At 67.9% G+C, this 13,058-nt stretch carries 14 protein-coding genes and 1 riboswitch; of the genes, 4 read left to right on the top strand and 10 right to left on the bottom strand.

Annotation, left to right across the window (positions count from 1 at the left end; genetic code table 11):
- Complete coding sequence (locus AC1MED_RS05280) at window positions 1-783, top strand: succinate dehydrogenase iron-sulfur subunit (RefSeq protein WP_479785839.1); 783 nt, start codon at window positions 1-3, stop codon at window positions 781-783.
- A gap of 95 nt (window positions 784-878) precedes the next feature.
- On the top strand, window positions 879-1,649 hold the full coding sequence (locus AC1MED_RS05275) for an alpha/beta hydrolase family protein (protein WP_479785837.1): 771 nt from the start codon (window positions 879-881) through the stop codon (window positions 1,647-1,649).
- Here the strand turns inward: AC1MED_RS05275 and AC1MED_RS05270 are convergent.
- From AC1MED_RS05270 to glyA, 10 genes are all read right to left on the bottom strand, one after another.
- The gene (locus AC1MED_RS05270) at window positions 1,606-2,769 is read right to left on the bottom strand and encodes a YihY/virulence factor BrkB family protein (protein ID WP_479785835.1); all 1,164 of its coding nucleotides are present in this window, start codon (window positions 2,767-2,769) and stop codon (window positions 1,606-1,608) included. The genes AC1MED_RS05275 and AC1MED_RS05270 overlap by 44 nt on opposite strands.
- Entirely contained in the window at window positions 2,714-3,391 is a 678-nt protein-coding gene (locus AC1MED_RS05265) for a 2'-5' RNA ligase family protein (RefSeq protein ID WP_346959449.1), read from the bottom strand. The genes AC1MED_RS05270 and AC1MED_RS05265 overlap by 56 nt, the downstream gene beginning before the upstream one ends.
- A gap of 4 nt (window positions 3,392-3,395) precedes the next feature.
- The gene (gene trpS / locus AC1MED_RS05260; RefSeq protein ID WP_479785834.1) at window positions 3,396-4,517 is read right to left on the bottom strand and encodes a tryptophan--tRNA ligase; all 1,122 of its coding nucleotides are present in this window, start codon (window positions 4,515-4,517) and stop codon (window positions 3,396-3,398) included.
- 16 nt (window positions 4,518-4,533) lie between these two features.
- A complete protein-coding gene (locus AC1MED_RS05255; RefSeq protein ID WP_479785832.1) occupies window positions 4,534-5,367 on the bottom strand; it encodes an exodeoxyribonuclease III in 834 nt (277 codons plus the stop codon).
- A 10-nt stretch (window positions 5,368-5,377) separates the two neighbouring features.
- The gene (locus AC1MED_RS05250) at window positions 5,378-5,950 is read right to left on the bottom strand and encodes a hypothetical protein (RefSeq protein WP_479785831.1); all 573 of its coding nucleotides are present in this window, start codon (window positions 5,948-5,950) and stop codon (window positions 5,378-5,380) included.
- A gap of 63 nt (window positions 5,951-6,013) precedes the next feature.
- Window positions 6,014-6,874, bottom strand: coding sequence for an ABC transporter permease (locus tag AC1MED_RS05245; protein ID WP_479785829.1), 861 nt, complete (start codon window positions 6,872-6,874; stop codon window positions 6,014-6,016).
- The gene (locus AC1MED_RS05240; protein ID WP_479785827.1) at window positions 6,871-7,734 is read right to left on the bottom strand and encodes an ABC transporter permease; all 864 of its coding nucleotides are present in this window, start codon (window positions 7,732-7,734) and stop codon (window positions 6,871-6,873) included. The genes AC1MED_RS05245 and AC1MED_RS05240 overlap by 4 nt, the downstream gene beginning before the upstream one ends.
- Before the next feature lie 10 nt (window positions 7,735-7,744).
- Window positions 7,745-8,695 (bottom strand): ABC transporter ATP-binding protein, encoded by a 951-nt coding sequence (locus AC1MED_RS05235; protein ID WP_479779152.1) that lies wholly within the window; start codon window positions 8,693-8,695, stop codon window positions 7,745-7,747.
- Between the two features lie 209 nt (window positions 8,696-8,904).
- Window positions 8,905-9,849, bottom strand: a complete 945-nt coding sequence (locus AC1MED_RS05230) for a bifunctional methylenetetrahydrofolate dehydrogenase/methenyltetrahydrofolate cyclohydrolase (RefSeq protein ID WP_479785825.1) — start codon at window positions 9,847-9,849, stop codon at window positions 8,905-8,907.
- A 4-nt stretch (window positions 9,850-9,853) separates the two neighbouring features.
- Complete coding sequence (gene glyA, locus AC1MED_RS05225) at window positions 9,854-11,155, bottom strand: serine hydroxymethyltransferase (RefSeq protein WP_346959441.1); 1,302 nt, start codon at window positions 11,153-11,155, stop codon at window positions 9,854-9,856.
- A 168-nt stretch (window positions 11,156-11,323) separates the two neighbouring features.
- Window positions 11,324-11,409: riboswitch (ZMP/ZTP riboswitch) on the bottom strand.
- Window positions 11,410-11,439: 30 nt separating this feature from the next.
- Here glyA and purU point away from each other — a divergent pair.
- Together purU and AC1MED_RS05215 are read left to right on the top strand one after the other, a co-directional pair.
- Window positions 11,440-12,300, top strand: coding sequence for a formyltetrahydrofolate deformylase (purU, locus tag AC1MED_RS05220; protein WP_346959440.1), 861 nt, complete (start codon window positions 11,440-11,442; stop codon window positions 12,298-12,300).
- Window positions 12,301-12,368: 68 nt separating this feature from the next.
- Window positions 12,369-12,782, top strand: coding sequence for a class I SAM-dependent methyltransferase (locus AC1MED_RS05215; protein WP_479785823.1), 414 nt, complete (start codon window positions 12,369-12,371; stop codon window positions 12,780-12,782).
- Window positions 12,783-13,058: the final 276 nt, after the last annotated feature.

Raw genomic sequence — 13,058 nt, 5'->3', positions numbered from 1 at the left:
ATGACCGCTGAACTCGCTGAGCCAGCCTCCAAGATCGAACTGCCCGCCGGCGTCGGCGGCGGCGGGGACATCCCGTCCTTCGACGTCCACCTGCGCGTGCGCCGCTACAACCCGGAGGTCTCCGACGAGTCCACCTGGGACGACTTCCACGTCACCATGTACGGCACCGACCGTGTCCTGGACGCCCTGCACAAGGTCAAGTGGGAAATCGACGGCAGCGTCTCCTTCCGCCGCTCCTGCGCCCACGGCGTCTGCGGCTCCGATGCCATGCGCATCAACGGCCGCAACCGCCTCGCCTGCAAGACCCTGTTGAAAGACCTGGACACCTCCAAGCCCATCACGGTCGAACCGATCAAGGGCCTGCCGGTGGAAAAGGACCTAATCGTGGACATGGAACCGTTCTTCCAGTCCTTCCGCGAAGTCATGCCCTTCCTGATCAACCGCGGCCACGAGCCCACCAAGGAACGCCTGCAGTCCGCCGAGGACCGCGAGCGGTTCGACGACACCACCAAGTGCATCCTGTGCGCCGCGTGCACCTCGTCCTGCCCGGTGTTCTGGACCGATGGCCAGTACTTCGGCCCGGCCGCGATCGTCAACGCGCACCGCTTCATCTTCGACTCCCGTGATGACGCCGGCGATATGCGCCTGGAGATCCTCAACGACAAGGAAGGCGTGTGGCGCTGCCGCACCACCTTCAACTGCACCGAGGCCTGCCCCCGCGGCATCCAGGTCACGCAGGCCATCGCCGAGGTCAAGCAGGCCATCCTGTCCCGCAAGGTCTAGCACCTGCACCACCGCACCAGCTTTAACGACGACGGCGCCTCCCACCTTCCGGTGGGGGCGCCGCCGTCGTAAGGCCCCCTAAACGAAAGGCCCCTGTGTCCCGCTCCGAAAAAGTCAGCTTCGAAGGTTCCACCGGAGAGCTGCTCTCAGGCGTCCTTGACCTCCCCGAGGGGCCGGTGAAGGGCTGGGGTGTGTTCTCGCACGGCTTCACGCTGGGCAAGGACAGCCCGTCCGCATCCCGGATGTGCAAGGCCCTAGCGGACAACGGGGTGGGCATGCTCCGCTTCGACAACCTCGGGCTGGGCGAGTCCGCGGGGCTCTGGTCCGAGGGGTCCTTCAGCCACAAGGTGGCGGACACCGTCAAGGCCGCCGAGTTCATGCGCGACTCCGGCCGGCCCATCTCGCTGCTGGTGGGGCACTCCTTCGGCGGCGCCGCGGTGCTGGCGGCCGCCGGGAGCATCCCGGAGCTCGACGCCGTCGCCACGGTCGGCGCCCCGTTCTCGCCCAAGCACGTCGCGCACGTCTTTGACGCCGCGCTGGACCGCATCCTGAGCGAGGGCAGCGCCGAGGTAGACCTTGGCGGCAAGCGCGTGGAGATCCGCCGGCATTTCGTCGAAGACCTGGAAAACGCGGACCTGACCGACTGCATCCGGCGGCTGCACAAGCCCCTGATGGTGCTGCACTCCCCCACCGACAACACGGTGGGGATCGACAATGCCAGCAGCATTTTCCAGACCGCGCGGCACCCGCGCAGCTTCGTCTCGCTCGAGGGCTCCGACCACCTGCTCACCGGCAAGGGCCAGGCGGCCCGCGCGGCGAAGATTATTTCGGCGTGGGCCGACCAGTACCTCGACGCCGGAAACTAGCCGCCGGGAGGCGGCGTTCCCGCGGCTCCACCGGGGTCTTCCCCGGCTGCACCTGGCGGGCTCCCCAACCGGTCGTCCTGGCGGCCGTGGCGGTGCTGAGGTCCTCCTCCCGCACCGCGGACCACGCGGCGGAGACGAGGTAGACCTGGCTGACCAGGTTGAACCAGATGAGCAGGCCGATGATGATCGCAAAGGGCGCCAGGATGGGGTTCCGGCCGGCGCTGGCCAGGAGTTCGGCGCTGAAGATCTGCAGTACGCTGGTGCCCACCGCGGCCAGGCCGGTGCCTTCCAGGAGGGCGCGGCGCCGCAGTTTCAGGCCGCCGGCGAGCCGGAACATGATCAGCGCGGTCACCCAGCCCAGCACCAGCGGCACCGCGATCTTGATGGACGTGGTCAGCGGACCGGCCACCAGCGGGTCCAGGTGGAGCTGCTCGGCCACCCACCCGGCGGCGGTGCCGAAGACCAGCGAGGCGCTGGCACTGATGACCAGGGCGACGCCGAGCAGCAGGAGGGTGCCGACGTCGTGCAGTTTCAGCAGGACCGGGTTGATCTTCAGCGGACCCAGCCGCAGGACGCCGCGCAGGCCGTCGCGCAGGCCTCCGATCCAGCCCAGCGAGGTCACCACGGTGACGACGGCGGCGATCACGGCGGTCCAGCCGAGGCCGTTGGGGTTCAGCAGGTCCTGCGGGTCCACCAGCCCGTCCCGGCCGTCGACCTTCAGCAGGCCCGGGGCTGCCCTGACGACGCTCTTGATGATCTGGTCCAGCAACACGGGCTGGGCGCTGAGGAAGAGCCCCGCCACGGAGAAGCCGGTGGCCAGCAGGCCGGTGATGGAGAAGAACATCCGGAATCCGATGCCTGCACTCAGCAGCGGGCCATGCTGCAGGTTGTAGTGCTGGAAGGCGCGCATCGGACGGAGGACGTTGAGTCGGGCGATCAGCCACTGGACCATCGCGAGCGGCGCGGCCGGGCCCCCGCCGGAGGAGCGCCGGGCCTTGCCCCACTCGACCCGTTTCCGGATGACTTCCAGTTTCAGCCCGGCAAGGTCGGTGGGAAGCGGAGGGTCAGCGGGTGCCTGCTGCGCCGGCCTCGCCTCGGTGGTCGTCAGGTTCGGTGCCAAAGTCAAGCTCTTCCCGTAGCTGCCAGATGCCGTTGTCATCGTGCTCGTAAAGTCCCATGCTAACCACCGGGAAGCTGGCCCTGTAATCCTTCAGCGCCGTTTCGGCCTCGTCGAGGCTTTCCGGAGCCACGTCGTGCGCCACGGTGACGTGCGGGTGGTAGGCGAACGGGAGTTCGCGGTCCAGCGGCCCGGCCTGGAGCTGCCGGTGCAGGTTGACGCACTCGCCGAAGCCGTCCTCGACGTTCAGGAAGACCACCGGCGAGACCGGCCGGAATGAACCGGTGCCGGCGATCGTCACGGTGAACGGTTCCTGTTTGCGAGCCACCTCACGGACGTGGTGGCACGTGGCCTCCCAGTCCTGCGTCACGGTCGTGGTGACCAGCGTGATGTGCGCCGGGATGGTCGCGGCCATCGGGTCACCGAAAGAGGCGCGCCAGCGCTGCAGTTCCTCGGCGATGTCCGGCGGGAAGCCCAGGATGACGCCGATGCTGATGCCTTCGTCCGGGGTTTCACCGCTGGCAGGTGCCGCACTCCGGTGGGGTGCGGCACCTGAACCCCGGCGGGCGCCGTGGTGGCTGCCGCGCCCGGTGTCGCTGGCGGTGACTTTGCTGGCGGAGGACATTGCGCTAGTGGACTCCCCGTGCTCCGGCGTAGGGCAGGAAGCCAACCCTGGCGTACACGTCCCGGAGGGTCACCGAGGCGATCTCCCGGGCCTTGTCCGCACCCAGTGCGAGCAGCCGGTCCAGCTCCGCGGGATCGTCCAGCAGCTCGTTCGCCCGGTCGCGGATCGGACGCAGGTGCTCCGTGACCACCTCCGCGAGGTCCACCTTGAGGTGGCCGTACATTTTGCCCTCATACGCGGCCACCAGCTGCTCCACGGTCCGGCCGCTGATGGCCGAGTAAATCGTCAGCAAGTTCGAGACGCCGGGCTTGTTCTCCCGGTCGAAACGGATTTCGGTTTCCGCGTCCGTCACGGCGGATTTGATCCGCTTGGCGATCACCTTGGGGTCGTCCAGCAGGTTGATCAGGCCGGCCGGCGACTCCGCGGACTTCGACATCTTCGCCGTCGGGTTCTGCAGGTCGTAAATCTTCGCCGACTCCTTCTGGATGAAGGGCTGGGGCACTGTGAAGGTCTCACCGAAACGGGAGTTGAAACGCTGCGCGAGGTCCCGGCTCAGCTCCACGTGCTGGCGCTGGTCCTCCCCGACCGGAACGCCGTGCGGCTGGTACAGCAGAATGTCCGCGGCCTGCAGGATCGGGTAGGTGAAAAGTCCGACGCTCGCCTGGTCCGAGCCCTGCTTCAGGGCTTTGTCCTTGAACTGCGTCATCCGGGACGCCTCACCGAAGCCGGTGATGCAGTTCAGCACCCAGGCCAGCTGGGCATGTTCCGGGACCTGCGACTGGACGAACAGCGTGCACTTGTCCACGTCGACGCCGCCGGCAATGTACTGCGCGGCGGTGACGCGCGTGCGGTGGGCCAGTTCGGCAGGATCCTGCGGCACCGTGATGGCGTGCAGGTCCGGGATGAAGAAGACAGCGTCGTATTCGTCCTGCATCCTGACCCAGTTCACCAGGGCGCCCAGGTAGTTGCCGAGGTGCAGCGAGTCGGCGGAGGGCTGCATGCCGGAGAGGATGCGGTGCCTGGCGCCGGGAACCGCCGCCGCCTGGCCGTTGGGTGAGACGGCAGCGTCAAGAGCGACGCCGGCGTCGGCGCCGGTCATGGTCGACGCGTTTGAAGGAGAGGTCATGGGAAAAACCTTAAGACTAGAGCCGGTAGTCCACTACCAGCGGGGCATGGTCGGAGAAGCGTGTGTCCCAGGACGGCGCCCGGTCAACAACTGCTGACACCGCCGCGGCGGCGAGAGCGGGCGTGGCCATGTGGTAATCAATGCGCCAGCCGGTGTCGTTGTCGAAGGCCTGTCCCCTCTGCGACCACCAAGTGTAGGGGCCGTCGACGGTACCCGCCAGGCCCCTGTGAACATCCTTCCAGCCGATTTCCTCGCCGAAGAAGCGGTCGAAGTAGGCACGCTCCTCGGGCAGGAAGCCGGCACGTTTGACGTTGCCCTTCCAGTTCCTGATGTCCAGCTCGGTGTGGCCGACGTTCAGGTCGCCCACCACCAGGGCGTGGTCGCTGTGCTTGGCCAGTTCCGGCAGCCGGGTGGACATTACGTCCAGGAAGCGGAACTTGTCGTCCTGCTTGGGGGTGCCGGCCTCGCCGGAGTGCACATACGCGCTCGCCACGGTCAGCTGCGAGGCCTCGCCTGCGGCGTCGCGGACGATGTAGTCGGCTTCGACCCAGCGGCCGGCCGTGGCGAAGTAGTCGTCCCCAATGCCGTTGCGGGTGGCGGTCGGTTCGGTGCGCGAGGCGATGGCGACGCCGGCGCGGCCCTTGGCTTCGGCCTCGGCGTGCAGGATGTGCCAGCCGTCGCCGAGCAGTTCTCGGACGATCGCGTCAGGCGCGCGCACCTCCTGGAGGCAGAGGATATCCACGTCCCGCGGCGCCAGCCATTCCGCCATGCCCTTTTTGTAGGCGGCGCGGAGGCCGTTGACGTTGACCGATGCGATGCGAAGGTGGTCCTTCTTCAATGCCGAGCTCACCCGTTCCACTCTAGTCGATGATGGTTCCGCGGACCGGCTCGTCGGTGCCGTCCGCGGACTTGATCATGTCCCGTGCGTTGGTGGCCGTGATCTCGATGGTTTCGAGTGCGCGGCGAATGGTGTCCTGGTCCGCGGCGCCGCCCTTGGCGCGTTCCTGCTCCACCACCCGGACCTGCACCTGGACGATCTTGAAGGAGTGGTCCAGCTTCATGTCACGGATCTCGTCGGCTTCGCGGCGGTCACCGACAAGGCGCGTGCCGCCGTGGTCGGCGCTTCCCGACGACGGCGCCCGGCCCACCGCTGAGTTGAACGCGTTCTGGGCCTCGTTCAGCTTGGCACCGGCCTTCTTGGCGGCGCGCTGGATGCTGAACACCACAAAGGCTGCCAGCGCGAGCCAGAAGGCGGCGATGACCGCGACAACCCAGCCCACGACGTCGTTCTGGTTCGCCGCGAAGATGACGGCCACCAGGAACGCGATGATGAAGACCGTCATTCCGAGGCCGCTGAGGCGGAACATCGAGAATTTTCCGGCGGCGGCGTTGAACGCGGAGGGCTTGGCAGAAGGGTTGTCCAGAGATCGCATGCGCCTATTATCGCAAACCGGCCGGGCCCGGGGCGGCGCTTCCACCCCGGGCGAACGCCGCGCCTACTTCAGGAACAGCTTGCGGAGCCGCCCGGTGGTCAGCGCCACACCGAGCACGATCATGGCGAGGTAATAGCCGATGTGCACCGCGGTGGCGGGGGTGAAGACGCCGACGCTGATTTGGCGCAGCAGCTCCACGCCATGCCACAGCGGCATCGCCTGGATCAGCCACTGGATCCACTGCGGGTACACGCTCAAGGGGTAGAAGGTCGCGCTGAAGAGGAACATCGGCAGCATCACGAAGTTGATCCAATCCATTTGCTGGAAGGTCTTCATGAAGCTGGTGATGCCCATGCCGAAGCTCGCGAAGCCGAACGCGATCAACACCGACGCCGGGATCATCAGGATGGCCCACGGCGTGGTGATCAGGCCCATCACGCCCATCACGGCAGTGAAGCCGGTGGCGTACATCAGCCCGCGCAGCAGGGCGAGGAAGATTTCGCCCATCGCGACGTCGATCGGCCCCAGCGAGGTGTAGAGCATGCCCTGGTAGAGCTTCGCGAAGTTCATCTTGAAGAAGACGTTCCAGGTGGAGTCGTAGACCGCGCCGTTCATGGCCGAGACTGCCAGCAGGGCCGGGGCGATGTACGCGGCGTAGGAGATCTGCTGCCCGCCGGGGCCCTGCACCTCGCCGACGATGGCGCCCAGGCCCACCCCCATTGAGATCAGGTAGAGCACCGGTTCGAAGAATCCGGAGAGCATGACCATCCAGTTGCTGCTCTTGGTGGCCATCAACCCGCGGGCGACGACGGCGCGCACGTTGCGCGAGTAGAGGGGTCCGAAGCGGCGGTTGCGGGCGGCGTCGGCGACGCTCCGGCCGGCGTCCTGGTGTCCCGAATCGTAGTGTCCGGCGAGCACGCTCATGATGCCATCCTTTTGGCGAACTGGCGCCGGGTCAGGACCCAGCCGAGGACGGCGAGGCCGAGCAGGAAGACGACGTGGACCAGGGTGAGCAGCGGTGCCTCCTCGTAGCCGTAGCTGAACACGCGGCCCAGTTCGGTGCCGTGCCAGATCGGGGAGATCCAGCCGATCCAGCGGACCGCCAGGGGCAGGGTGTCCAGCGGGAAGAACGTGCCGGAGAACAGGAACAGCGGCATCACGATGAAGCGCATCACCATGGCGAACTGGCCTTTGTCGTTTTTGATGGTGGCCGCGTAGGCCATCAGCGGCAGGCCGAAGGACAGGCCTGCCAGCGTGGCGACCAGGATCGAGACCCAGCCCCAGCCGCCCGGGGACGCGCCGAACAGTGCGACGACGCCGAAGTAGATGGCGGACTGCAGCAGGAACCGCACCGTCACGGCGATGATCTGGCCGGCAGCGATCTGTTCCGGGGTCAGCGGCGAGGCGTGCGGGCCGTAGTAGACCCGGCGCCACTTGAAGCCGTCCATCACCGGGAAGGTGAACTCGTTGGCGGCGGTCATCACGGCGGCGGAGATCAGCAGCGCGGGAGCGATGAAGGCCAGGTAGCTGACCCCGCCGAAGGCCGCGGTGGAGTTGGTGTCCACCAGCGTGGCGAGGCCCACACCCATGGCGAAGAGGTAGGCGACAGGCTGGCCGACGCCGTACATCACGATGGTCCAGCCGTAGCCTTTCATCACCCGCAGGACCTGCTCGGCGTAGTAGAAGGCGCCCCAGCGGCGGGCGCGGGCCGCCGAGACGGCCGGCGGGTGCGCGCGCAGGGCGGGCGCCGCCGTCGTACCGTCCGTGTTGCTTGAGCCGGTCAACTCTGCTTCCTTAGTCAACAAGGCTCCGTCCGGTCAGGCGCAGGAAGACGTCTTCCAGCGAGGAGCGGCGCACCAGCGAGGTGACCGGGTGCAGGCCCCGGGCGGAGACCTGCTCCAGGGCGGCCTCGCCGTCGTGGGCGTAGATGAGGACGCGGTCCGGCAGGGTTTCGATCCGTTCGCCGATGCCCTCAAGCTCGGCGCCGACCGTGGCGTTGCGTTCGGAGCCGAAACGTAGTTCGAGGACTTCGCGGGTGGAATACTCGCGGATCAGGCTGGCGGGGGAACCTTCGGCCATGATTTTGCCTTTGTCCACCACGATCAGGCGGTCGCAGAGCTGCTCGGCCTCGTCCATGTAGTGGGTGGTGAGGATCAGGGTGACGCCTTGTTCCTTGAGCCGGAACAGCCGGTCCCAGAGGATGTGGCGGGCCTGCGGGTCGAGCCCGGTGGTGGGTTCGTCCAGCAGCAGGATCCGCGGTTCGTTGATCAGCGAGCGGGCGATCGTGAGGCGCCGCTTCATGCCGCCGGAGAGGGCGTCCACCTTGGACTTGGCCTTGTCCGTCAGCTGCGCGAACTCCAGCAGCTCGTCCGCCTTGGGCTTGAGGTAGCTCATCGGCAGGCCGAAGTAGCGGCCGTAGACCAGCAGGTTGTCGCGGACCTTCAGTTCCTCGTCCAGGTTGTCCTGCTGCGGGACGACGCCCAGGTGGGCGCGGACCTCGGGCCCGTGCTGCTCCGGGTCCAGCCCCATGATGCTCAGGCTGCCGGAGGTCCGCTGCGAGACGCCGCCGATCATCTTCATGGTGGTGGACTTGCCGGCGCCGTTGGGGCCGAGCAGTCCGAAGGCTTCGCCGGCGGGCACACGGAAGGAAATACCGTCCACGGCGGTGACGTCCCCGTAGCTTTTGGTGAGGTTTTCTGCGGTGATGACGTACTGGGGAGAACCGGTCTCCTCGGGGTTGCTCACGGGAGACTCTTTCGACACAAGTTCAGACACCCGGAACACGGTAGTCGATCCCGGCAAACTATGAAAGAGTCTTTTCGTAAAAAGTCCGGACATTTTCCGTGCCGCCGCCCTCCTGCCAATGGCAGGGCAGCAAAAGGGCGCCCGCTCCGGTCAGGAAGGGGGCGCCCTTTTGGCGTGGGTGACCGGCGTGGGTGACCGGCGTGGGTGACCTAGGCGGGAGCGTGCTCCGCGTCGAGGTGCCGTTCGGCGGTTTCCACCACGTTGGCCAGCAGCATGGCGCGGGTCATCGGGCCCACTCCCCCGGGATTGGGGGAGAGCCAGGCGGCGACGTCGGCAGCCGCGGGGTCCACGTCTCCGGTGACCACGGCCTTGCCGGAGCCGTCGTCGACGCGGCTGACGCCGACGTCGAGCACAATGGCGCCCGGCTTGAGGTCCGCCGCCTTGATCATGTGCGGCTGGCCGGCCGCGGCGATCACGACGTCGGCCTGCCGGAGTTCGGCGGGCAGGTCCACGGTGCCGGTGTGGGCCAGGATGACGGTGGCGTTGACGTCCTTGCGGGTGAGCAGCAGGCCCACCGGGCGGCCGATCGTAACGCCGCGGCCCACCACCAGGACGCGCTTGCCGTTCAGGTCGATGCCGTGCCGGGTCAGGAGCTCCACGCAGCCCTTGGGCGTGCAGGGCAGCGGGGACTTCATGGGTCCGCTGACGTTCGCCACGAGCCGGCCCAGGTTCATCGGGTGTAGGCCGTCGGCATCCTTGTCCGGATCCATGGCCTCCAGGATGGTGTCCTGGTCGATGTGCGCCGGCAGCGGCAGCTGGACGATGTAGCCGGTGCATTCCGGGTTCTCGTTGAGTTCCCGGACCACGGCCAGCAGCTCGTCCTGGGTGGTCTCTTCCGGCAGGTCGCGGCGGATCGAGGTGATGCCCACCTCGGCGCAGTCCTTGTGCTTGCCGCCCACGTACCAGGTGCTGCCCGGGTCGGACCCGACCAGGATGGTGCCGAGGCCGGGGACGATCCCGCGGGCCTTGAGCGCGGCGACGCGTTCGGTGAGTTCGGCCTTGATCGCGGCTGCGGTGGCCTTGCCGTCCAGGATCCGGGCAGTGTGCTCCTGGACTTGTGCGGAGTTGGCGGGCGCGGAGTTGGTCGCGGTCATCGGATCACCACTGCTCGTGCTGCGGGTACAGCGGGAAGTCCTCGGCGAGCTTGTCCACGCGGGCCTGGAGGGCCTCGACGTCGGCGCCGGAACCCGCCTTCAGCGCGGTCGCGATGATCTCGGCGACCTCGGTGAACTCCGCGGCACCGAAGCCCCGGGTGGCCAGGGCGGGGGTGCCGATGCGCAGCCCCGAGGTGACCATCGGCGGGCGCGGGTCGAAGGGTACGGCGTTGCGGTTGACCGTGATGCCGACCGAGTGCAGGAGGTCCTCGGCCTGCTGGCCGTCCAGCTGGGAGTTGCGCAGGTCCACCAGCACCAGGTGCACGTCGGTGCCGCCGGTGAGGACGGAGACGCCGGCGTCGGAGACATCGGACTGGTTCAGGCGGTCGGCGATGATCCGGGCGCCTTCGAGTACCCGCTCCTGGCGTTCCTTGAATTCCTCGGTGCCGGCGATCTTGAAGGCCACGGCTTTGGCGGCGATGACGTGCATCAGTGGTCCGCCCTGCTGGCCGGGGAAGACGTTGGAGTTGATTTTCTTGGCCCACTCCTGCTTGGCCAGGATCACGCCGGAGCGGGGTCCGGCGAGGGTCTTGTGCACGGTGGAGGTGACGACGTCGGAGTGCGGGACCGGGCTGGGGTGCAGCCCGGCGGCGACGAGGCCGGCGAAGTGCGCCATGTCGGTCCAGAGCAGCGCCCCGACCTCGTCGGCGATCGAGCGGAAGGCGGCGAAGTCCAGGTGCCGCGGGTAGGCGGACCAGCCGGCGATGATCACCTGGGGCTTCTCGGCGAGCGCCTGTTCGCGCAGCTTGTCCATGTCGATCCGGAAGTTGTCTTCCTCGACCTGGTAGGCGGCCACCTCGTAGAGCTTGCCGGAGAAGTTCAGCTTCATGCCGTGGGTCAGGTGCCCGCCGTGGGCCAGCGAGAGGCCCAGGATCTTGTCCCCGGGGGTGATCATGGCGGACAGCGCGGCGGCGTTGGCCTGCGCGCCGGAGTGCGGCTGGACATTGGCGAATTCGGCGCCGAACAGGTCCTTGACCCGGTCGATCGCGAGCTGCTCGGCGATGTCGACGTACTCGCAGCCGCCGTAGTAGCGGCGGCCCGGGTAGCCCTCGGCGTACTTGTTGGTCAGGACGGATCCCTGGGCCTCCATCACGGCGCGCGGCGCGAAGTTCTCGGAGGCGATCATTTCCAAGGTGCCGCGCTGGCGGCCGAGCTCCTGGGTCAGGACAGCGGCGATTTCGGGGTCGAGTTCAGCGAGCGGCTGGTTGCTCACGGCTGCTGAGGTAAGGCGTACGGAAGTAGTCACGAAGAACTCCTGGCTTGGCAACGGTCACTGCTTAAAGGTCAGGTTACCGGCTGGCCCGCCGCGGCGCCCCTAAATTACGGGGCCCGGAACGGGACCCGTAAGGCGGGGCGGGCACCCGTGGGGGTGCCGTCGGCGGGGCGGCAGCGTGGCTGCCGGCCGGAAAACATGACCCTCGGCCCAGGCGTACGATCCGTGGTCTGCGTGCGTGCCGCTCCCTGGTGGTTAGCCACCCAACGCCAGTTGCGACAGATCAAGACTATCCCAGCCGCGGGTAGGCTGTCTTCGTGACTGAAGACCAGCTGACTGCCTCCTATATCCTCACCCTTTCCTGCCCGGACCGGCCCGGGATCGTGCACGCCGTGGCCGGCGCCCTCCTGGTGGCCGGCTGCAATATTACGGACTCCCAGCAGTACGGCAGCCAGGGCACCGGCACCTTCTTCATGCGGGTGGAGGCGACGACGGCGGCCCCGGCGGCTGAACTGCACGCCGCTCTGGAACCCGTGGCCCAGGCGTTCGGCATGCAGTGGAGCCTCAACCCGGCCGGCCGGAAGCTCCGCACCCTGCTGATGGCGAGCACCTCCGCGCACTGCCTCAACGACCTGCTGTTCCTGCAGCGTTCCGGCACCCTGCCGATCGAGATCCCGGCCATCGTCTCCAACCACCGGGACCTCGCCGGCCTGGCCGAGTTCTACGGCATCCCGTTCCACCACATCCCCGTCACCCGGGACACCAAGGTGGAGGCCGAGGACGCGCTGCGCAAGCTTATGGCCGAGCACGACATCGAGCTCACCGTCCTGGCCCGGTACATGCAGATCCTCTCCGACGAGCTCTGCACAGAGCTCACCGGCAAGGCCATCAACATCCACCATTCGTTCCTGCCCTCCTTCAAGGGCGCCAAGCCGTACCACCAGGCCCACGCCCGGGGCGTGAAGCTTATCGGCGCCACCGCGCACTACGTCACCGCGGCCCTGGACGAAGGCCCGATCATCGAGCAGGAAGTCATCCGGGTGGACCACCGGCGCACCGCCGAGCAGTTCGTCCAAATGGGCCGCGACGTCGAGGGCCGCACGCTCGCGCAGGCGGTGCAGTGGCACGCGGAGCACCGCGTGCTGCTGGACGGCAACCGGACCGTGGTCTTCAGCTAAGTTTCCCGGCCGGGGGCTTCTCTCGGCCGGGCCTTGTCTTCGACGCGGCGCCGCCCTTAACTGGAGCCATGGCAACCACGCGGCAGGACGAACTCTCCGGGTTCGTCGCCCTGCTCAAGGCCGAGGGCCGCCGCGGCGTGCTGGGCCTGGACTGCGGACCGGGCGCGGACGGGCTCCTCTTTGTCCGCGCCGGCATCCACTTCACCGGTGTGGATCCCTCGGAGGAGAACATCCACGCCGCCCGGGCCCGGGGACTCTCGGCCTCCGTCGCGGCCGGGCAGGCGCTGCCCTTTGCCGACGCCGCGTTCCCCGCCGTCTGGGCGGTGGACGCACTGGCGGGACGGCCGCCGGCGGAGTGGGACGACGTCGTCCGCGAGCTGCGGCGCGTGGCCGAACCCGGCGCGCCGATCGCCGTCGTCCTCCCCGACCCCGGGCATCCGGACCTCGGGCGCGGCTTCACGGTCCTCCGCTCCCCCGGCTAGGCTTCCTCACCGCCGCCGCCTCCTCCACCACACGCTCCCTCACGTCTGGTGGGCTTTTTCCCAACGCTCCCGCACATCAGGCCCGCTTTCCCCCAACCCTCCCTCACATCAGGGTGGCTTTCCCCCAAACCCTCCCTCACATGAGGGCGGCTTTCCCCCAACCCTCCCTCACATCAGGGCGGCTTTCCCCCAAACCCTCCCTCACATCAGGGCGGCTTTCCCCCAACCCTCCCTCACATCAGGGCGGCTTTCCCCCAACCCTCCCTCACATCAGGG

The organism is Arthrobacter sp. BI5, assembly GCF_056680065.1.
The sequence above is the reverse complement of the archived record's forward strand: the minus strand, read 5'-3'. Positions and strand labels throughout refer to the sequence as shown.